The sequence below is a fragment of the Blastococcus sp. SYSU DS0753 genome (genome assembly GCF_054051175.1).
Map to the genome: position 1 here is coordinate 39,086 of NZ_JBJHAT010000009.1, position 20,623 is coordinate 59,708.

Consider the following 20,623-nt stretch of genomic DNA (forward strand, 5'->3'; position numbering starts at 1 on the left):
CGGCGGCGGCTACACGGTGAAGACGGCGAGCAGCCGGTTGAGCTCCTTGGACAGCCCGTCCAGCTCCTGGGCCGCCGAGCGGGCCCGCTCCACGTCGGTCGCGCTGTCGTCGGCGTCCCGGCTCACCGTGGTCAGCGTGGTGGTGACGGTGCCGGCGCCCTCCGCCGCCGTCGCCACGCTGCGGCTGAGCTCCCGGGTGGTCGCCGTCTGCTCCTCGACGGCGCTGGCGATCGTCGTCTGGTGGTCGTTGATCGCCCGGACCACTTCGGCGATGCGCGAGATCGACCGCACCGCGTCGGTGGTCTCGGACTGGATGCCCTGCACCCGCTGCGCGATCTCCTCGCTGGCCTTCGCCGCCTCCTGCGCGAGCTCCTTGACCTCGTTGGCGACGACGGCGAAGCCCTTGCCCGCATCGCCCGCGCGGGCCGCCTCGATGGTGGCGTTGAGGGCCAGCAGGTTGGTCTGCTCGGCCACCCCGGAGATGACCTTCACGACGTCCCCGATCTCCGCGGAGCTCGCCCCGAGCGCGGCGATCGTCGTCTCGGTCTGCTCCGCGAGGGACGCCGCCTGGCGGCCGACCTCCGCCGCCTCGGCGGCGCTGCGGGCGATCTCGGTGATCGAGACCCCCATCTCCTCGGCGCCGGCGGCCGCGGAGGAGACGCTGCTGCTGATCTCCGCCGCGACGCCGTGGGCCCCCTGCGCCTGGTCCCGGCTGCGGGAGGCCCGCTGCGCCAGGCCGTCGGCGACGGTGGACACCCCTGCGGCGGAGGCGGCGACGTCCTGCGCGCACCGGTGGATGTCGCGCACGGTGCCGGCCACCTTCTCCACGAAGCGGTTGAAGGCGCCGGAGAGCTGCCCGACCTCGTCGTCGCGGGAGTCGTCCATCCGCTGGGTCAGGTCGCCCTCCCCGTCGGCGATCTCGGCCATGCGGTCGCGCAGGTGGGTCAGGGGCTGGGTCAGCCGGTGCCCGACCCACCGGGCGAGCACCCCGCCCAGCACGGCGATCACCAGGCCGGCGACCACCATCGCCCACATCATGGACGAGCGGCCGGACGCGAGGGACTCCTGGGCGCCGGCGAAGTCCTCGTCGCGCGCCACGGTGGCGATGACCCAGTCCCAGGGGGCGTAGTACGACACCCGGACGGTCGTGGGCCCGGCCTGGGGGTCGTCGTAGCGCACGGTCGCCTGCTCGCCGCCTTGCAGTTGCAGGGCGGCGTCGACGATCTGCTGCACGTAGGGCGTGCCGTCGGCGTCGGTGGCCGAGAGCATCTGCTCGCCGTCGCGGCTGCCGTCGGGGCTGATCAGCACGGTGCCGGTGCGGTCCCCCGTGCCGCCGTAGATCTCGACGTGGCCGTTCTCCCCGATGGTGGTGGCCTGCAGGCCCTCGCGGAGCGCGGGCAGGTTCTCCTGCTTCACCCCGACGTAGAGGACGCCGACCACGTCACCCGCGGGCCCGAGGATGGGTTCGTAGGCCGACACCAGCCAGGAGTCGACGACGAAGGCGTTGCCGCGGTAGGTCTCGCCCTTGCTCACGGCGGAGGCGACCGGGTTCGGCGCGCCGTCGGGGTTGACGGCGGGGATGTAGGTGCCGATGGCGCGGGCGCCGCTCGCGGCCTGCACGTTCGTGGCCACGCGCAGGAAGTCGCCCGAGGGCGTCTTCTGGAAGATGGTCACGGTGGCCCCGACCATCGTCTTGACGGTGTCGACCACCGGCGTGGGGACGGCGGCGTCGCTGTTCTTCCCCAGCCACTCGCCGCCGACGAGGACGCGGGGGAGGGTCAGCGGCGTGACCTCGCCGGTCAGCTGGTTCTTGGCGTCCCAGAGGACCAACCCGGTGCCGGAGTCGTCGATCGCGAACCCGCCGGCCTGCTGCAGGACGTACCGGGCGGTGGCGAGGTCGGAGTCGACCTTGGCGGCGGTGGAGGCGCCCTGGGTGGCGACGACGTCGTAGGTGCCGCGGGCCGCCCGGCTGATGTCCTGCTCGACGAGGGCGTCCATGTGCTGCGCGGCGTCGTCGGCGAACCGGCTGCTCTGCCAGGCGCTCACGCCGCCCATGGCCACGCCGGTCGCGGTGACGCTGGCCACCGCGAGGGCCACGACCTTGGTCCGGATGCCCGTGTTCGAGGGAACCGCCCAGGCGGGCAGGTTCGTCCAGCGCATGTTCTGCCTTCCAGGTAGGGGCGGCGATCTGGGTGCCGCCGCTCGACCGGGATATCGGCAGCTCAGCGCGGGGTTCGCCGCGGGAGCGACCGTCTGTGGCCTGATCGTCACCGCGCGGGGCGGGTGGTGCGCCTGGATGGAGTCGCTCCACGGTCCGCCGGCGCCCGCGCCGGGACGCCGTCCCGCTTCGTGGGACGACTCCCTGGCCAGCCCGGAGGGGTCTCGCCGTACCCTCGGGGCGTGAGCCTCCCCGAACCTGCCCAGCTGGTCCCCGGTCTGGACCGGTGGCGGGAACTACCCGCCGCCCAGCAGCCGCGGTGGCCCGACCGGGCCGCGCTGGACGCCGTGCTGGCGACTCTCTCCTCGGTCCCGCCGATCGTCGCCCCGAGCGAGGTCGACACCCTCCGCGCCCAGCTGGCCGACGTCGCGCAGGGCAAGGCGTTCCTGCTGCAGGGTGGTGACTGCGCGGAGACGTTCGACCTCAACACCGAGCCGCACCTGCAGGCCACCACCCGCACGATGCTGCAGATGGCCATCGTGCTCACCTACGGCGCGAGCGTGCCGGTGGTCAAGGTCGGCCGCGTGGCGGGGCAGTACGCCAAGCCGCGCTCGTCGGACACCGATGCCCTGGGCCTGCCCTCCTACCGGGGCGACATGGTGAACGACCTGGAGCCGGTGCTGGAGAAGCGCATCCCCGACCCGAACCGCCTGGTGCGGGCCTACGCGAACTCCGCCGCCGCCATGAACATGATCCGGGCCTACGCCCGCGGCGGCATGGCCGACCTGCACGCCGTGCACGACTGGAACCGCGACTTCGTCGCCAACTCGCCGGCGGGCGTGCGGTACGAGGTGATCGCCCGGGAGATCGACCGCGCACTGGCGTTCATGCGGGCCTGCGGCATCGACTCCGACGCGCTGCGCGGGGTGGAGCTGTTCAACTCGCACGAGGCGCTGATCCTCGACTACGAGCGCGCACTGCTGCGCATGCACGAGGGCCGGCCGTACGCCCTCTCCGCCCACTTCGTCTGGGTGGGGGAGCGGACCCGCCAGATGGACGGCGCGCACATCGAGTTCGTGTCGCAGCTGGCGAACCCGATCGGCGTGAAGATCGGCCCGACGACGACGCCGGAGCAGGCCGTGGAGCTCGTCGAGCGCCTCGACCCGGACGGCGTGCCGGGCCGGCTCACCCTGATCAGCCGGATGGGCAACGGGAAGATCCGCGACGTCCTGCCGGGCATCGTGGAGAAGGTCACCGCCAGCGGGCACACCGTCGTCTGGCAGTGCGACCCGATGCACGGCAACACCCACGAGTCCTCGACCGGCTACAAGACCCGGCACTTCGACCGCGTGGTCGACGAGGTGCTCGGCTTCTTCGACGTGCACCGGGCGCTGGGCACCTGGCCGGGCGGCATCCACGTGGAGCTGACCGGTGAGGACGTCACCGAGTGCCTCGGCGGGGCGATGGAGATCAGCGACGAGGACCTCAACAGCCGGTACGAGACCGCCTGCGACCCGCGGCTGAACACCGGTCAGTCGCTGGAGCTGGCATTCCTCGTGGCGGAGATGCTGCGTGGGTAAGGACCCCCAGAAGGACCCCGTCCTCCCCACCGCTCGCACGCTCGCGGCGGTGCCCTGGACGGGGCCACCGACCCTTGGCATGCTCGGGACGAGCCTCTGGACGGGGCCGTGATCGACCTCCGCTCGGACACCGTCACCCGGCCCACCGCGGCGATGCGCCGCGTCATGGCCGAGGCCGAGGTGGGCGACGACGTCTACCGCGAGGACCCGTCGATCACCGCGCTCGAGGAGCGGGTGGCGGCGATGTTCGGGCACGAGGCCGGCCTGTTCGTCCCCTCGGGGACCATGGGCAACCAGATCGGCATGCGGCTGGTCTGCGAGCCCGGCCAGGAGGTGCTCTGCGACGCCGACGCGCACGTGGTCACCTACGAGATGGGTGCCGCGGCGGCGGTCTTCGGCATCTCCACCCGCACCGTGGTCTCCGACCGGGGTCGGCTGGACGCGGACCAGGTCATCGCGCAGGTGCGGCCGAAGGACGACTGGCACCTCACCGCCACCGCGGCCGTCGCCGTGGAGAACACCCACAACCGCGGCTTCGGCCGGGTGCAGCCGCTCGACCAGCTCCAGCGGCTGTGGGACTGGTCGCGCGGCGCCGACGTCGCCGTCCACCTCGACGGCGCCCGCATCTGGAACGCGCACGTCGCCTCCGGCGTCGACCTGGCGACCTACGGCCGGCTCGCCGACACCGCCTCGGTGTGCCTGTCCAAGGGCCTGGGGGCGCCGGTGGGGTCGGTGCTGGTCGCGTCGGCGGAGCGGATCGCGGCCGCCCGGCTGTGGCGCAAGCGGCTGGGCGGTGGCATGCGGCAGGCCGGGGTGCTGGCCGCGGCGGGCCTGCACGCCCTCGACCACCACCTGCCGCGGCTGGGCGAGGACCACGAGCAGGCGCAGCTGCTGGCCAAGCGGCTGGGGGTCGACCCGGCGTCGGTGGAGACCAACATGGTGGTCGTCGACGAGGTGCCGGCCCCGATGATCGCCGAGGCGGCCAGGGCGCGGGGCGTGCTGGTCGGGCAGGTCGGCCCGCGCCGGATCAGGCTGGTGACCCACCTGGACGTCGACCGCGTCGCGGTCGACCACGCCGCCGACGTCCTCGCGGACCTCCTCGACCGCTAGCGGCCGGGCGGACCGGTGAGAGCGGCCGGCACCGCCAGATCTGCGATGTGGCCCGCATCGGGCGGCTGATGGGGGCGAGTGTGCAGATCTCGCCCGGGTCCGGCCGGGGTCAGTCGCCGATCAGGGAGTTCAGCAGCTTGATGTCCGCGGCGTGGCCGCCGCACGGGTCGCCGTCGCGCAGGCTCGGCGTCTCCACGACCATGGGCACCCCGGCGGTGGTGCGGTGGCGCAGCAGCTCGGCGAACGGGCCGGTGCCGTACTCGCCCGACCCGATCAGCCCCTCGCCGATGGTCGTGTGCCGGTCGCGCTTGGAACCGCAGGCGTCGAGCGAGTCGTTCACGTGCACCAGGCCCAGCCGGCCGGGGCCCACGGTGGCCTCCAGCGCCTCGAGGGTGGCCGACATCCCGCCGGGGGCCGCGAGGTCGTGGCCGGCGGCCCAGGCGTGGCAGGTGTCGAAGCACACGCCCAGCAGCGGGTGGTGCTCCAGCGCGGCGAAGTAGGGGCCGAGCTCCTCGACCGTGGCGGCGAGGGCCTTGCCGCCGCCGGCCGTCGGCTCGATCAGCAGCCGCGGCCCGTCGGGGTCGGCGGCCTCCAGCACGGGCAGCAGCTGCTCGTGGAGCTGGCGCAGGGCCGGTTCGTACCGGTCCTCCCCGACGGCGGACCCGGCGTGGACGACGACGCCCTGGCAGCCCAGCTGCGCGCCGCGCCGCAGGTTGTGCGCGATCGAGGCGACCGACTGCGTCACGGTCGCCTCGGTCGGCGAGCCGACGTTCACCAGGAACGGGGTGTGGATGAACGAGGGCACGCCGCGCTCGGCGCAGCCGGCGGTGAACCTCGCGTCCTGCGCCGGGTCGCCGTCGGTGAGCTTCCAGCCGCGGGGGTTGCCCACGAAGACCTGGACGGCGCGGGCGGCGACGGCGTCGGTGTAGGCGAGCCCGCCCGTGGCCAGGCCGCCCTTGATCTGGATGTGCGCGCCGATGGCGGGCACACCGGGGGAGGTGTGCGACAAGGACCTATCCGAAGGTGAGCAGGATGGTGACGGGGGTGCCGCGCTCCACGGTCTCGCCGGCAGCGGGGCTCTGCCGCAGCACCCGGTTGCCGAAGAACCGGGTGGCCTCCACCTGCAGGCCGGCGGCCCGCAGGATCGCGGTGGCCTCGTCGCCGCTCTTGCCGACGACGTCGGGCACGGTGACCAGCGGGACGCCCGCCGAGACCTGGATGCGCACGGTGCTGCCGTAGGGGACGGGGCCCGCGCCGGGACCTGGTTCGACGGCCATGACCTCGCCCTTGTCGACCTGGTCGCTGCGCCCGTCCTCGTCGCGCTCGACGGTGAAGCCCTGCGCCTCGAGGTTGGCCCGCGCCTGCTCCGGGGTCTGCCCGGTCACGTCGGGGACGGCGACCGGTGCCCGGCCCTGGCTGACCACGACCGTCACGACCTGGTCGCGCTTGAGCGCGGTGCCCGCGGGCGGGTCGAAGCCGATCACATTGCCCGGGGGCACGGCGTCGTCGTAGGCCTGGCCCCGGGTGATCTGGATCGGCAGGTCGGCCTGCAGGCGCGCCTCGACGTCGTCGACCGGCTGGCCCACGAGCTCCGGCGGCACGGTGTAGCGCTCGGGCCCCTTGGAGACGACGACGCGGACGTCGGTGCCGCGGATGAGCTCGCCCGACGACGGGTCGGTCGAGATGACCACGCCCTCCGGCACCGACTCGCTCCACTCCCGCACGACCGGGTCGGGGTCGAGCCCGGCGTCCTGCAGCAGGTCGATGGCCGCGGCCTCCTGCTTGCCGGTCAGCGCGGGGACGTCGGTCCAGCGGCCGGAGCCCAGCCACCAGCCGACCGCGCCGACCGTGATCGCCATGAGCAGGACGACGGCGACCAGCAGCCGGGCGCGGCGCCGCCGGATGTGGTCGGGGACGCCGGGACGCGGCCGCGCCGGCCCGGGGCGACGGCCCTGCACGTCGGTCGTGGGACCGGCGCCCATCCCCGGCAGCATGCTGGTGCGCCCGGCGCGCGAGCCGCGGCCGCCGAGCACCTCGGTGCCGGGATCGCTGGGGTGGCCGGGCCGGGGCCGGGTCGGGCGGTTGGTGGGCCGCAGCGTGGCCGGGCCGGCCGTGCTCTGCCCGGTCGGCACGGGGACCGGGTCGATGCCGAGGTCGGTGCGGACGTCGTGCAGCTCGGCGAGGAACGCACCGGCGTCCAGGGGTCGCCCGGCCGGGTCGCGGCGGGTGGTCCGGGCCACCAGCTCGTCGACCTGCCAGGGCAGGCCGGGAACCTCCGCGGACGGTGCGGGCACGTCGTGGTGGACGTGCTGGTAGGCCACCGCGAGCGGGGTGTCACCGCCGAACGGCGGATGCCCGGTGAGCATCTCGTACAGCACGATGCCGGCGGCGTAGATGTCGCTGCGGGCATCGGCGCGGCCGCGCTCGAGCTGCTCGGGGGAGAGGTAGGCGACGGTGCCGATGAGCACCCCGCCGGTCTGGCTGGTCTGGCCGGTGCCGACGACGGCGCGCGCCAGGCCGAAGTCGGCCACCTTGACCACGCCGTCGACGCCGATGAGCACGTTCTCCGGCTTGATGTCGCGGTGCACGATCCCGGCCCGGTGCGCGGCGGTGAGCCCGGCGAGCACCGGCTCCAGGACGGCGAAGGCCTCGCCGACGGTGAGCCGGCCGCGGGCGCTGAGCAGGTCGCGCAGCGTCCGCCCGCGCACGAGCTCCATGACCAGGAAGACCAGCCCCTGGTCGCTGCCCTGGTCGCTGACCCCGACGACGTTGACGTGGCTGAGCATCGCCGCCGCCCGCGCCTCGCGGGTGAACCGGTCGACGAACGTGGGGTCGTGGGCCAGGTGCTCGGCCATGACCTTGACCGCGACGGTCTTGTGCAGCCGGAGGTCGGTGGCCGCGTAGACGGTGGACATGCCGCCCCGCGCCACCCGCTCCTCGAGGCGGTAGCGCCCCTCGAGAACGAGGCCGACCACGGGGTCGGTCACGGCGGTGTCCACACGGCCGAGTGTAGGAGCGGGGAGGGGCCTGGTCGCTCCACGACGCGGCGACGGGGATCACCGGGGCGCCTGTGACGGATGGAGAAGGACCTCCCCGCAGGGGCCCGGCGCTCGCGAGCTCGCGCCGGGCCCCTGCGGGGAGGCCGCATCAGGCGAGGTCGAGGCCGGGGTACAGCGGGTGCGCGGCCAGCAGCTCGGCGGCCGCCGCCCGGGTGCGGTCGGCGACGCCGTCGGCCACCACGTACCTCGCCTGCGAGGCCGCGCCGTCGCGGGTCGCCGCCGGGGTGGTGGCGGAGAGGACGTCGACGATCAGCTCCGCCGTCCGGTCGAACTCGGCCGGACCGAAGCCGCGGCTGGTCAGCGCCGGGGTGCCCAGCCGGACGCCGGAGGTGTACCAGGCGCCGTTGGGGTCGGCCGGCACTGCGTTGCGGTTGGTGACGATGCCGGCGTCCAGCAGCGCGGACTCGGCCTGGCGGCCGGTCAGGCCGAAGCCGGTGACGTCGATGAGCACCAGGTGGTTGTCGGTGCCGCCGGTGACCAGCCGGGCGCCGCGCTTCGTCAGCCCCTCGGCGAGGGTCTGCGCGTTGTCGGCGACCGCCTGGGCGTAGCCGGCGAACTCGGGGCGGCGGGCCTCGGCGAAGGCGACCGCCTTCGCGGCCATCACGTGCGGCAGCGGGCCACCGAGCACCATGGGGCAGCCGCGGTCGACGGCGTCGGCGAACTCCGGCTGGGCCAGCACGAATCCGCCGCGCGGGCCGCGCAGCGACTTGTGGCTGGTGCTGGTGACGACGTGCGCGTGCGGCACCGGGTCGAAGTCGCCGGTGAGCACCTTGCCCGCGACCAGGCCGGCGAAGTGCGCCATGTCGACGACCAGGGTGGCGCCCACCTCGTCGGCGATCTCGCGCATCGCCGCGAAGTCCACCCGCCGCGGGTAGGCGGAGTAGCCGGCCATGAGGATCAGCGGCCGGAACTCGCGGGCCCGGGCGCGGACGGCGGCGTAGTCGAGCAGCCCGGTCGACGGATCGGTGCCGTAGGACGACTGCTCGAACATCTTGCCGCTGATGTTGGGGCGGAAGCCGTGGGTGAGGTGACCGCCGGCGTCCAGCGACATCCCGAGCATCCGCTGGTCGCCCAGGGCGCGGCGCAGCTGCGCCCAGTCGGTGTCGGTGAGGTCGTTCACGTGCCGGGCGCCGGCCTCCTGCAGGGCGGGCAGCTCGACCCGCTGGGCGAGCACGGCCCAGAAGGCGACCAGGTTGGCGTCGATGCCCGAGTGCGGCTGCACGTAGGCGTACGGCGCGCCGAACAGCTCGCGGGCGTGCTCGGCGGCGAGCGCCTCGACGGAGTCCACGTTCTGGCAGCCGGCGTAGAAGCGGTGCCCGACGGTGCCCTCGGCGTACTTGTCGCTGAACCAGCTGCCCATGGTGAGCAGCACGGCGGGGCTGGCGTAGTTCTCGCTGGCGATCAGCTTCAGCGAGGCGCGCTGGTCGGTCAGCTCCTGGCTGATCGCGTCGGCGACCCGGGGCTCGACGGCGCCGATCACGGCCAGGGCGTTGCGGTAGGCGGCCGAGGCGGCGGTGCCGTCGAAGGAGTGGGTGATGCGGGGGGCGGTGGTCATGAGGGCTCCTGCGCTGAACGACGGTGAGGTGCCCAGGCGCACGGCGACGGTGGTGCGGGCCGCTCCCCGGTGGTGGCCCACCTCGACGCGCCAGTCACGGCCCTCCGGGAGGTTATCGCGCCGCCACCACCGTGTCGGCGGGTACCGACCGGACGTCGTCGAGCCCGCACAGGACCATCGTGTGCTCGAGCTCCTCGGCGAGGCCGCCGAGGACCCGCGCCACGCCCTGCTCGCCCCCGGCGGCGAGCCCCCAGACGACCGGCCGGCCGAGGAAGACCGCCGAGGCCCCCAGGGCGAGCGCGGTGAGCACGTCCGACCCGGAACGGATGCCGCCGTCGGCGTAGACCTCCACGTCCTCGCCGACGGCGTCGACGATCTCGGGGAGCGCCTGGGCGCTGCTCACCGCGGGGTCGACCTGCCGGCCACCGTGCGTGGTGACCCACACGGCGGCGGCGCCGGCCTGCACGCAGCGGACGGCGTCGTCGCCCCGGAGCACGCCCTTGACCACCACCGGCAGGCCGGAGAGTTCTCCGAAGCGGGCGATCTCGTCGAAGGTCCAGGTGGCGGTGGCCAGGCCGTCGAGGGTCGGCTCCTCGCCCTCCGGGGGCCGGTTGGCCATCCGCACGCCGGCGCGGTGCACGAAGTCGTGGCGCAGGTCGCGCCGGCGGCGCCCCAGCAGCGGGACGTCGACGGTCATGACCAGCGCCCGGTAGCCGGCGTCCCCGGCGCGGCGGGCGAGGTCGTCGGTGTGCCGCTCGGAGTGCATCCGGTAGAGCTGGAACCACTTCGGGCTGCCGGGCTCGACGGCGGCGACCTCCTCCAGGCTGTGGGTCGCGCTGGTGGACACGGTCATCAGGGCACCGGTGGCGGCGGCGGCCCGGGCGGTGGCGAGCTCGCCGTCGGGGTGCGCCATGGCCTGGTAGGCCCAGGGGGCGATGCCGATCGGGGTGCCCACCGACGTGCCCAGCAGCTCGGTGGCGAGCGAGGCGGTGGTGGTGCCGCGCAGCACCCGGGGCCGGAGCCGCCAGGTGCGCCAGGCCGCCGTCGCCTCGCCCATCGTCGTCTCGGTCTCGGCGCCGCCGGCGTAGTAGTCGTAGACCGGCCGGGGCAGCAGCTCCCGGGACCGGGCCTCGAGGTCGACGAGGTCGACGAACGGCGGCTCCGGGCGGGGGTCCTCGGCAACCTCGGTGACCTCGGCGGCCTCCGCCCCGTCGTGCCGGCCGGTCGGTCCCGGCACCGGGCTGCCCGCTGGTCCGCTGTTCGCCATAGGCTGACACTCTATGGAGACGCTCACCCCCGCGGAGGTCGCCCAGCTGCTGGGCACCTCCCCGAACCGGGTCCGGCAGCTGCTGCGCGACGGGAAGCTGATGGCCGTCCCCGGCAGCGGGAACGGCAAGATCCCCGCCGACTTCGTGCAGGACGGGGTGGTCCTCAAGCACCTGCCCGGGCTGCTGACGGTCCTCCGGGACGGCGGCTTCAGCGACGAGGAGGCCTTCGAGTGGCTGTTCCGGGAGGACGAGTCGCTGCCCGGCACCCCGGTGCAGGCGCTGCGGGACGACCGGCACACCGAGGTCACCCGGCGGGCGCAGGCGCTGGCGCTCTGAGCCGGGTGCATCCGGGGGCGGGCCGGGGACGGAAGCGGGTTCCGTGGAGCGGCTGACGTACCTGGGCCTGCTGGTCGGCTGCCTGGTGGTGACCGCACCGCTGGAGCTGCTGCTGGGCGTGCGCGTCTACGCGCGCTGGCGGCGGTTCCTCCTCGCCGTCCTCCCGATGTTCGTCGTCTTCGTCGGCTGGGTGCTCTACGCCATCGCGCAGGGCCACTGGGACTACTCGGCGGCGCGCACCGTCGGCGTCCGGCTGCCCGGGGGGATCCCGGTGGAGGAGGTCCTGTTCTTCCTCGTCGTCCCGCTGTGCTCGGTGCTCGCGCTCGAGGCGGTGCGGAAGGTGACCGGCTGGGATGCGGGCTATCCGGCGAGGGAGGCCGAGAGGTGAGCTACAGCGCCCTGGCGGTGACCGCGGTCGCCGCCGTCCTCGTGGTGGACCTGGCGGTCCTCCGCACCCGCATGGTCACCCGGCGGGTGTTCTGGGTCGCCTACGCGATCATCGTGTTCTTCCAGCTGCTGATGAACGGCGTGCTCACCGGGCTGGACGTGGTGACCTACGACCCGGCCACGATCTGGGGGCCGCGGATCGCCTACGCGCCGGTGGAGGACCTGCTCTTCGGCTTCGCCATGGTCACCCTCACCCTCGCCACCTGGGCGGCGGTCAACCGCCGGGCGAACACGGCCAGGCGGCGCGGCCTGGAGACCGACACCCGCCGGTCGAGCACCCGGTAGTCGGCCCGCTCGATCTCGGTGAGGATCCCGCCGTAGAGGGCGGTGGCCGCGCGCACGCAGTCGCGCGACTCCGGCGCCAGCATCGGGGTGCCGGGCGCGGCGTCGTCGTACCGGCGGCGCACGATCGCCACCATCTCCCGCATCAGCTGCCGGAACCGGTCGTCGAACCGCTTGGCCGCCAGCTGCTCCCGGGTCACCCCGTGCGCGGCCATCAGGTCGGCGGGCAGGTAGACCCGGCCGCGGTCGACGTCCTCGCCGACGTCGCGCAGGAAGTTCGTCAGCTGGAACGCCTCGCCGAGGGCGACGGCGTGCGGTGCCGCCTCCTCGCGGGCGATGCCCGGAGCGGTGCCCAGCACGGGGAGCACCTGCAGGCCGATGACCGACGCCGACCCCCACATGTAGCGGTCCAGCGCGTCGAGGTCGGCGTAGCCGGTGACGTCGAGGTCGCTGGTCATGGCGGCGAGGAAGTCGACCAGGTGCTCGACCGGGATGCCGTAGCGCCGGTAGGTGTGCACCAGCGCGAGCCGCACCGGGTCGTCGGACCAGCCCGTCTCCAGCTCGGTGAGCAGCGCCGCCGACCAGGTCATCAGGTCGCCGGCCGGGTCGGCGCCGGGGTGGTCGACGAAGTCGTCGGCGACCCGCGCCGCGGCGTAGAGGGCGTGCACCGCCGGCCGCCGCTCGGGGGTGAGCAGGCGGGTGGCCAGGTGGTAGCTCTTGCCGTGCTCCGCGGCGATGGCGGCGCAGTGCCGGTAGGCGGCCGCCAGCTGCGCCTGCCGGGCGGCCTGGGTACCCGGCGGCCGGAGCGGGCTCACCGCGCCACCGGCCCGGTGATCCGCTCGGCGGCCAGCCGGCCGCTGATCAGCACCATGGGGACCCCGACGCCCGGCTGCACCGACGACCCGGCGAGCACCACGTTCTCGGGGCCGCGGCGGGGCAGCGTCGGGGTGCGGAACGGGCCGGTCTGGCCGAAGGTGTGCGCCAGCGCGAACGGCGTTCCGGCCGCCATGCCCTGGGCGGCCCAGGTGGCCGGGGTGTCCATGTGCTCCACCTCGATCGCGCCGGTGACGCCGGTGAAGCCGCGGGCCTCCAGGGTGGCCAGCAGCTCGTCCCGGTAGCGGGGCCCGAGGGCCGCCCAGTCCAGGTCCGGGTTGCCGCCGCTGCGCGGGTCCAGGTTCGGGGTGGGCGCGACGACGCTGAGCACCTGCCCGCCCTCGGGGGCCAGGGACCGGTCGGTGACCGAGGGCATGCTGATCAGCAGGCTGGGGTCGCTCATCGGCCGGCCGTCGCGGGTGAGCTCGTCGAACACCCCGCGCCAGGAGTGCCCGAAGCTGATCGTGTGGTGCGCCTGCCCCGGCAGCTCGGCCCGCACGCCGAGGTGCAGCGCGACGCAGGAGGGCGAGTAGACCGGGCGGCGGGGGCCGCGCAGCCCCGGCACCAGCGCGTGCGGCGCGTCGGTGGTGACGACGACGGCGTCGGCGGGCAGCCGATCGCCGTCGGCCAGGACCACGCCGGTCACCCGGTTGCCGAGCGTCTCCAGTTCGCCGACGGCGGTGTCGTACCGGAGGACCACCCCGGCGTCGGCGGCGGCGCCGGCCAGCGCGCGCGGCACCGCGCCGATCCCACCCACCGGGTGCCACACGCCGGCACCGATGTCGAGCTGCGCGATCACCGCGTAGGCGGCGATGGCGCGGAAGGGGGAGACCCCGGCGTAGAGGGCCTGGAAGCTGAACAGCCGGCGCAGCCGGTCGTCGGCGAAGTACCGCGCGACGTGCCGGGACAACCGGCCGAAGCCACCCCGGCGGGCGAGCGCCAGGAGCTCGGGGCCCAGCAGGTCCAGCGGCGAGTCCAGGTTGCGGTCGATGAACGTGGTGAGCTGCAGCCGGTACAGCTCGGCGAGGTCGGCGAGGTAGCGCCGCAGGGCGGCGGCCTCGGCCGGCCCGCACAGCGCGGCCACCTCGGCGGCGAACGCCGCGGGGTCGGCGTGCACGTCGAGCGAGGTGCCGTCGGCGAACTGCGCCCGGTAGCTCGTCCGCAGCGCGCGCAGCTCGAGCCGGTCCTCCAGCCGCTCGCCGACGGCGGCGAGGGTCTCGGCCACGATCTCCGGCGCGGTGAACACCGACGGCCCGGTGTCGAGCGCGTAACCGCGGCGCTCGATGCGCCCGGCCCGCCCGCCGGGCCCCCCGGCGCGCTCGACGACGGTGACCTCGCGGCCGGCCCCGCGCAGGCGCAGCGCCGCGGCCAACCCCGCGAGCCCCGCCCCGACGACGACGACGCGGTCGGTGCGACCCGGAACGGTGCGCACCATCAGGCGGTGCGTGACGTCGCGGCGACCGCGAGCGCGTCCAGCGCCGCGCGGGCGTCCTCGGCGAGGGGTGCCTCGGCGATGGCCTGGCGGGCCCGGGCGGTGCTGGCGGCGATGCGCTCCTCCACCCGGTCGCGGGCGCCGGTGGTGACCAGCAGCGCGCGCAGCGCCTCGAACTCGTCGGGCCCGGCCGCGGGGTTGCCGAGCAGGTCGCCGAGCAGCCGGCGCCCGGCGTCGTCGGCGGCCTCCTCGGCCAGCGCGACCAGCAGCGTCTGCTTGCCCTCGCGCAGGTCGTCGTCGACGGACTTCCCGGTGACCTCGGGGTCGCCGAAGACCCCGAGCAGGTCGTCGCGGAGCTGGAACGCCTCGCCCAGGGGCAGCCCGATGGCCGAGCAGGCCTCGACCACGGCCGGGCCGGCCCCGGCGATGGCGGCGCCCAGCTGCAGCGGGCGCTGCACCGTGTACCCCGCGCTCTTGTAGCGGGCCACGGTGAGCGCGCCGTCGGGCCCGGGCAGCCCACCGGCGGCGCGCAGCAGGTCCAGGTACTGGCCGGCGGTGACCTCGGTGCGCATGGCGTCCCAGACGGCGCGCGCCCGGCCCAGGGCCGGCTCCGAGATGCCCGAGCAGCGCAGCATCTCGTCGGACCAGACCAGCGCCAGGTCGCCGACGAGGATCGCCGCGCCGACGCCGAAGAGGTCCTGGTCGCCGGAGAAGCCGTGGGTGGTGTGCCGGTCGGCGAAGCCGATGTGGGTGGTGGGGCGGCCGCGCCGGGTGCCGGCGGCGTCCATGACGTCGTCGTGCACCAGCGCGCTGGCGTGCACGAACTCCAGGGCCGCGACCGCGCGCAGGACGGCGTCCTCGTCCTCGCCGGCGCCCGGGCCCTGTCCGCGCGCTCCCCGCCATCCCCAGTAGGCGAACGAGGGGCGCAGCTTCTTGCCACCCGCGGCGACGGCGCAGACCTCGTCGACCACCGGGACGAGGCTGGCGTCCATCGCGGCGAGCGTGCTGCGCTGCTGGTCGAGGAAGCGGGTGAGCGCCTCGGCGACCGCGGCGCGCACCCGGTCCAGGTCGGCCACCGACAGCGGAGGTGCGGGGCGGGCGGACTCGCGCGGCTGCGCCCCGACGATCATCTGGTCAGTATCGCCCGATCCGGTGGGGTGCCGCCGCACCAGCAGGGCGGCGGGGGTGCTCCGCTGCATCGTTCCTCCGTCGCTCGGTGGTCGGGACACGCCTTCTTCCGGGCGCGGGAGCGCTGCGGATGCACCTGCCGGGGGAGTTCTCCGACAGGACGGTCGCGGGCGGGCTGCCGCACCGCCCGTACCCTCGGATGCCGTGACACCCACCGTCCGTGAGCTCCTGGCCACCGAGCGCCCGACGTGGTCGTTCGAGTTCTTCCCGCCGAAGACCCCGGCGGGTGAGGAGCTCCTCTGGACGGCGCTGCGCGAACTCGAGCGGTTGCACCCCTCGTTCGTGTCGGTCACCTACGGCGCCGGCGGCTCGACCCGCGAGGGCACCGTGGCGATGACCGAGCGGATCGCGGCGGACACCACGATGACGCCGCTGGCGCACCTGACCGCGGTCGACCACAGCGTCGCGGAGCTGCGGCACGTGATCAGCCGCCTGGCGGCGGCAGGGGTCCGCAACATCATGGCCCTGCGGGGTGACCCACCGGGTGCCGATCCGCAGGCGGAGTGGGTGGCTCACCCGGAGGGGCTGCGCTACGCCGCCGAGCTGGTGGAGCTGATCCGCTCGGTCGGCGACTTCTCGGTGGGCGTCGCCGCCTTCCCCGAGCGCCACCCGCGCTCGCCGGACTTCGACACGGACGTCGAGATGTTCGTGGCGAAGTGCCGGGCCGGTGCCGACTTCGCCATCACCCAGATGTTCTTCCGGGCCGAGGACTACCTGCGGATGCGGGACCGGGTCGTCGCCCGCGGGTGCGACGTCCCGGTCATCGCCGGGGTCATGCCGGTCACCAACGTCCGGCAGATCACCCGGATCGTCCAGCTGTCCGGTCAGGCGTTCCCGGCGGAGCTCGCCGACCGGTTCGCCGCGCTGGACGGCGACCGGCCGGAGGACAAGGCCGCGGTGCGGGCGCTGGGCGTGGAGGTGGCCACCGACCTGTGCCGGCGGCTGCTCGACGAGGGGGTGCCGGGGATCCACTTCATCACCATGAACCGGTCCACCGCCACGCGTGAGGTCTTCGCCAACCTGGCCGGGAGCGCACCGGCCGTCCGCTGACCAGGGTCTGCCCGGGCGCGCGACGGGGCATGGAGGCCCCATGGTCGCGGAAGAGGAGCAGGTGGATCGGTACTCCTGGCTGGTGCGCGCCGGGCGGCGGGCCTGGGCCGCGCTCGGCGTGCTCGCCCTGGCGGTGCTGGCGTACCTGCTGCTGCGCGAGGTCAGCGTGGTCGCCACCCCGCTGGCGATCGCCCTGTTCCCGGCCGCCGTGCTCTGGCCGGTGGCGGCCTGGCTGAAGCGGAAGGGGCTGCCCTCCACCGTCGTCGCGCTGCTGCTGCTGATCTTCCTCCTCGGGCTGCTGGGGCTGGCGATCTGGTTCGTGGTGCCGCGCTTCGCCGACGAGATCCCGGCGCTGGCGGAGAGCGTCGAGGAGGCGCTCAGCGACCTGGCGGAGCTGGTCGCTGACACGCCCTTCTCGCTGCCCTTCGACGTCGGCGACGGTGGGCTCGCCGACATGGCCCAGCAGGCAGCCGGTGCGCTCGGCGGCGGCGGCAGCGACGTCGTCGACCGCGGGCTGCAGGTGGCGCGGACGCTCGGCGACGTCGCCACCGCCGTCGTCCTGTTCCTGGTGGCCCTGTTCTTCTACCTGCGCGACGGGGGGCGCATCTGGTCGGGGATCATCAGCCTGCTGCCCGAGCGCACCCGGCAGCACGTCGGTCGGGTGTCCGGGCAGCTGTTCTGGACCCTCGGCGCCTACTTCCGCGGCCAGCTGATCGTCGCCCTCGTGGACGCCGTGGCGATCGGGATCGGGCTGGTCCTCCTCGGCGTCCCGCTGGCCATGCCGCTGGCGGTGCTGGTCTTCCTGGGCGGGTTCTTCCCCATCGTGGGGGCCTTCGTCTCGGGGCTGCTGGCCGTCCTCGTCGCGCTGGCCGACCAGGGGCTGACGACGGCGCTGCTGGTGCTGGCCCTCGTCGTGGTGGTGCAGCAGGCCGAGGGGAACCTGCTCGAACCGCTGATCCTGAGCCCGGTGCTGCGGCTGCACCCGTTCGCGATCATCCTCGCGGTCACGGTGGGGGGCGTGACCTACGGCGTCCTCGGCGCCTTCCTGGCGGTGCCGATCGCCGCCTGCGTGGCCCGGGTCGTGGACTACCTGCGCGGCCGGGAGCCTGCTGCCGGGCCGGGCTGGCGCGACCCGGAGCGGGACGACGCGCAGGACGAGAGCCGGGACGAGGACCGGGACGAGGGCCGGGGCGGTGCCCGGGACGCCGCCCCCGCGGAACCGGCGAGCGCCCGCACCGGGTAGGGCGGACTGCCGGGGCGGCCGGCCCGCACCACCCGGGCGTCAGCCCTGCCGCGTCCCCTCCAGCAGGTCGGCGGCGCGGGCAGCCGCCCGCCGCAGCCCCTCGCGCTCGGAGGCGTACCCGCCGGCCACACCGACGACCGGCAGGTTCGACAGGGCGCGGGCGAACAGCTTCCCCTTCGGGCGGGCGTCCAGCGCGTCGTCGATTCGGCCGAGCAGCCGAGCCGCCCGCCACAGCGTGCGGACGGCGCCCTTCGCCCCGCGGCGCTCGTCCCGGGGGCCGAACGCGCCCTCCACGTAGGTGCCCTTGCTCCGGGTGAGCAGCGGCTCGACCTGGGTCGGCGTGAGCTCCCGGCGCAGCAGGACCCGCGCCAGCAGCGACACCCGGTCGGCCGGGGCGGTCACCCCGTGCTCCCCGGCGACACCGAGCACCACCAACGACTGCACCGCGGTGCCGACGCTGTTCTGCAGCGGCAGCAGATCGGCGAGTTTGCCGGCGAAGCGGGGGACCGCCGACACGCCCGCGGCCACCCGGGACACCCGGTCGGCCCACCAGCGGTCGCGCTCCTCGCGCGGCAGCTCCGGCGGCCGGCCCATCCGGTCCGCCAGCGGGGTCAGCAGGCGGTCGAGCCGGCGGAGGACGTCGACGACGACGGCGTCGCTGATCTGAGCAGCCATGGGCACGGGGTGCCCCGTACCCGGTTTCTCGATGCGTGGCGGTGGTGTGGCGCTCAGTACGGCGGCGGCGAGGTGGTGGCGACCAGACCGCTCGGGGTGGTGACCGTGAGGGTCCCCTCGCTGCCGAGGTCGTGGCGCCACCCCGGTGCCTGGTGCTTGCCGCGGTGGTCGGTGGTGCAGTAGCCGGCGAGGTTGCCGGCGCTGGTGGGACCGTCCGGATACGGGCGGTGGTGGTCGAGCTCGCCGCCGCGGGGCACCCGTCGACGGCAGCCGGGGAACCGGCAGCGACGATCCCGCGCCCGCACCCACCGATCCAGCTCGCCCGAAGGGCGGTAGCCGGTGCTGGGCCCCGGGGCGCCGAGGCCGGGCCGGTCGGAGAGGTCGTGGGTGCAGCGACCGGTGCTCCGACGGCAGCTCGGACGGTCGCAGCTGCCCGCGCGGCGCAGACCGGGCAGGTCGGTCAGGGCCAGCAGCGTGCCGGACAACGCGTCGGTCAGGGCGATCCTCGGCCGCTCGGCCAGCCCACCGCCACCGGTGCTCCCCAGCAGGTCGGCGAGCCACGCCCGTTGCCCGTCGGAGGCCGACCGCAGCGCCGCCAGGGCGTCCTCCGCTGCGGTGAGCCGCCCTCCGGGGCCGGCCCGCCAGGTGGCCTCGTCGTCGGCGTCGGCCGTGACTGCCGTGCGGACCAGTCGACCGGCGCGGGAGAGCTCCTGCTCCGCGCGGAGCACGGCGAGGCCGGCGGTCTCGACCGCCTCGTCGGCCAGCGTCCACCAGCCGGTTTCGGGCGAGGTGGCCGCCGGCCCGGGAGGTACCGCCCTGGCCGTGGTCGCTGCTGCCGGTGAGGAATTGCCGGCATCCGGTGGGGTGTCCTCCGGTTCCGGCGCCGGAGGATCACCGCGCCGCCGGTCCGGCCCTCGCGACGTCGGTGAGGCTGCGGTGCACCCGCGGCGCTCCTGGGCCACGGCGGCGTCGGTACCGGTGTCGGCGCGGGGCGCGTCCTCGATCTCGGCGCCCTCGATCGCGTCGCCCGGGAGTGCGTCGTAGGTGGTGTCGGCGCGGGGCGCGTCCTCGATCTCGGCGCCCTCGATCGCGTCGCCCGGGAGTGCGTCGTAGGTGGCGACGTCCGGGGGAGGGGCGAGGTCGCCGTTGCCGTCGGGGTCGGGATCGACCAGCTCACCGCTGAGCAGCCGGCGCTCCGTCTCGGCCAGCCACCACTCCAGCTCGGCCTGCTCCTGCGCCTGCCACGACATCGAGCCGGACGGCTGCCCCGGGGCCGGCTCCGCGGAGTCGGATCCCAGCGGCCGGCCGGTGAGCGCTGTCAGGAAGTGGCGGATCATCTCGGCCGGCACGACCTGCCCGTCGATCTCCCCGGAACCGTCTCCGCCGGCGAGGGTGGCCAGCGAGGCGACGACGGTGAGCAGCACCTGCACCGGCGGCAGATCGGTCTCGCCCGGGCGCAGCACCAGGTCGAGCAGGCAGTCGACCATCTTCTGGCCCCGCGTGCGCTGATCGTCGTCGCCGTCGTCGAGCGCCTCCGCGCAGGCGGTCAGTGCCCGGTACAGCGCCTGGGCCTCCGGCATGGTGGCGTACACGCTCACGGTCGCCATGCCGTCGACGGCATCCGGGCGGATGTGGACCCCGCGCCGCTTCAGCGCCTCCTGCAGCGTGCGGGCCGCGGCGCGGGCGTCCCGCTGGGCCACCTCGCGGCGCGCCTTGTCGTTCAGCTGCGCAGGCGTCACCACCCGGCCCGCAGCCCAGCGCAGCAGCTCCGCCTCGACCTCGGCACGCACCCGGTCGTCGGCGATGGGAGCGACCTTCTCGAGCATGGTCCAGAGGTGCCCGGGGTGCAGGGCCCCCGCCTCCAGGGCGGCCAGCGTGCCGGGCAGCCGCTCCACGAGCGTCAGCGAGCGGACCAGCAACGCTTCCGCGGCCCGGGCGGAGAGTGAGAGGGCGATCATGAGCTCCTGCGTCGCCCACTCGCTCACCCCGCGCAGCACCTCGGGACGCGCGGCCCACCGCTCCGGGCTCATCGCGCCCGGCTCACCCTGGGCACGGTCGCCGTCGGCGGGCCGGTCCGCGGCGAACCTGGCGACCGCGCGGGCGCGCAGCGCGGTCTGCCGGGCGATCTCGCGGTCCGCGGCCTGCACCTCGCCGAGCGGGCCGGCGGCCAGCCTCACCGGCGGGGCGAACTCGGGCCACTCGGTGGACGCCTCGCGGGCTCGCCGGCGCCGTCCGGCGGCCACCGCCCGGGCGCGGGCGGTGGCGTACCAGTCGCTCACCGCCCCGACGTCCGCCATGCATCGAACATACGTTCGATCGCCCCGGAAGGCAAGACGGATTTGTGCGAAGGTGCTGCTCAGCGCGGTG

16 protein-coding genes, 1 pseudogene and 1 riboswitch are annotated in these 20,623 nt (G+C 75.0%); of the genes and pseudogenes, 7 read left to right on the plus strand and 10 right to left on the minus strand.

The window, feature by feature from the left end; genetic code table 11:
- Positions 1–9: 9 nt before the first annotated feature.
- Entirely contained in the window at positions 10–2,160 is a 2,151-nt protein-coding gene (locus ACI799_RS09605) for a methyl-accepting chemotaxis protein (protein WP_456612961.1), read from the minus strand.
- A 240-nt stretch (positions 2,161–2,400) separates the two neighbouring features.
- Between ACI799_RS09605 and ACI799_RS09610 the strand changes: the two genes are divergently transcribed.
- The gene (locus tag ACI799_RS09610; RefSeq protein ID WP_456612962.1) at positions 2,401–3,738 is read left to right on the plus strand and encodes a class II 3-deoxy-7-phosphoheptulonate synthase; all 1,338 of its coding nucleotides are present in this window, start codon (positions 2,401–2,403) and stop codon (positions 3,736–3,738) included.
- Between the two features lie 108 nt (positions 3,739–3,846).
- The gene (locus ACI799_RS09615; protein WP_456589518.1) at positions 3,847–4,848 is read left to right on the plus strand and encodes a threonine aldolase family protein; all 1,002 of its coding nucleotides are present in this window, start codon (positions 3,847–3,849) and stop codon (positions 4,846–4,848) included.
- 109 nt (positions 4,849–4,957) lie between these two features.
- Here ACI799_RS09615 and ACI799_RS09620 read toward each other — a convergent pair whose 3' ends face one another.
- The 4 genes from ACI799_RS09620 to ACI799_RS09635 all read right to left on the minus strand — a co-directional run bounded on the left by ACI799_RS09620 (position 4,958) and on the right by ACI799_RS09635 (position 10,729).
- Positions 4,958–5,857, minus strand: a complete 900-nt coding sequence (locus ACI799_RS09620) for a deoxyribonuclease IV (RefSeq protein WP_456589517.1) — start codon at positions 5,855–5,857, stop codon at positions 4,958–4,960.
- Between the two features lie 4 nt (positions 5,858–5,861).
- Positions 5,862–7,847: a Stk1 family PASTA domain-containing Ser/Thr kinase gene (gene pknB, locus ACI799_RS09625; protein ID WP_456589516.1), complete on the minus strand. Its 1,986-nt coding sequence runs from the start codon at positions 7,845–7,847 to the stop codon at positions 5,862–5,864.
- A gap of 148 nt (positions 7,848–7,995) precedes the next feature.
- Positions 7,996–9,462, minus strand: coding sequence for a glycine hydroxymethyltransferase (locus ACI799_RS09630; protein WP_456599767.1), 1,467 nt, complete (start codon positions 9,460–9,462; stop codon positions 7,996–7,998).
- Between the two features lie 23 nt (positions 9,463–9,485).
- Positions 9,486–9,570: riboswitch (ZMP/ZTP riboswitch) on the minus strand.
- 4 nt (positions 9,571–9,574) lie between these two features.
- Positions 9,575–10,729: an alpha-hydroxy acid oxidase gene (locus ACI799_RS09635; RefSeq protein ID WP_456599768.1), complete on the minus strand. Its 1,155-nt coding sequence runs from the start codon at positions 10,727–10,729 to the stop codon at positions 9,575–9,577.
- Positions 10,730–10,742: 13 nt separating this feature from the next.
- Here ACI799_RS09635 and ACI799_RS09640 point away from each other — a divergent pair, with 13 nt between their 5' ends.
- The 3 genes and pseudogenes from ACI799_RS09640 to ACI799_RS09650 form a co-directional block, all read left to right on the plus strand.
- Entirely contained in the window at positions 10,743–11,066 is a 324-nt protein-coding gene (locus ACI799_RS09640; protein ID WP_456589513.1) for an Rv2175c family DNA-binding protein, read from the plus strand.
- Between the two features lie 43 nt (positions 11,067–11,109).
- A complete protein-coding gene (locus ACI799_RS09645; RefSeq protein ID WP_456589512.1) occupies positions 11,110–11,454 on the plus strand; it encodes a lycopene cyclase domain-containing protein in 345 nt (114 codons plus the stop codon).
- A gap of 44 nt (positions 11,455–11,498) precedes the next feature.
- Positions 11,499–11,660: pseudogene (locus ACI799_RS09650) on the plus strand (lycopene cyclase domain-containing protein); the annotation flags it as partial.
- On the opposite strand, the gene ACI799_RS09655 reads toward ACI799_RS09650, so the two are convergent.
- Genes ACI799_RS09655 through ACI799_RS09665 form a run of 3 tightly spaced genes read right to left on the minus strand, consistent with a single transcriptional unit; the run spans position 11,657 to position 15,299 of the window.
- Positions 11,657–12,610, minus strand: a complete 954-nt coding sequence (locus ACI799_RS09655; protein WP_456589511.1) for a phytoene/squalene synthase family protein — start codon at positions 12,608–12,610, stop codon at positions 11,657–11,659. The pseudogene ACI799_RS09650 and the gene ACI799_RS09655 sit on opposite strands and share 4 nt — an antisense overlap.
- Positions 12,607–14,103, minus strand: coding sequence for a phytoene desaturase family protein (crtI, locus tag ACI799_RS09660; protein ID WP_456589510.1), 1,497 nt, complete (start codon positions 14,101–14,103; stop codon positions 12,607–12,609). The genes ACI799_RS09655 and crtI overlap by 4 nt, the downstream gene beginning before the upstream one ends.
- A complete protein-coding gene (locus ACI799_RS09665; protein WP_456589509.1) occupies positions 14,103–15,299 on the minus strand; it encodes a polyprenyl synthetase family protein in 1,197 nt (398 codons plus the stop codon). The genes crtI and ACI799_RS09665 overlap by 1 nt, the downstream gene beginning before the upstream one ends.
- A gap of 133 nt (positions 15,300–15,432) precedes the next feature.
- Between ACI799_RS09665 and metF the strand changes: the two genes are divergently transcribed.
- On the plus strand, positions 15,433–16,338 hold the full coding sequence (metF, locus tag ACI799_RS09670) for a methylenetetrahydrofolate reductase [NAD(P)H] (RefSeq protein WP_456589508.1): 906 nt from the start codon (positions 15,433–15,435) through the stop codon (positions 16,336–16,338).
- A 40-nt stretch (positions 16,339–16,378) separates the two neighbouring features.
- Entirely contained in the window at positions 16,379–17,581 is a 1,203-nt protein-coding gene (locus ACI799_RS09675; protein ID WP_456612963.1) for an AI-2E family transporter, read from the plus strand.
- 39 nt (positions 17,582–17,620) lie between these two features.
- Here the strand turns inward: ACI799_RS09675 and ACI799_RS09680 are convergent, their stop codons facing one another.
- Positions 17,621–18,256 carry a hypothetical protein gene (locus ACI799_RS09680; protein WP_456589506.1) on the minus strand — a complete coding sequence of 212 codons (636 nt, stop codon included), beginning with the start codon at positions 18,254–18,256 and terminating at the stop codon, positions 17,621–17,623.
- 53 nt (positions 18,257–18,309) lie between these two features.
- On the minus strand, positions 18,310–20,553 hold the full coding sequence (locus ACI799_RS09685; protein ID WP_456612964.1) for a DUF222 domain-containing protein: 2,244 nt from the start codon (positions 20,551–20,553) through the stop codon (positions 18,310–18,312).
- Positions 20,554–20,623: the final 70 nt, after the last annotated feature.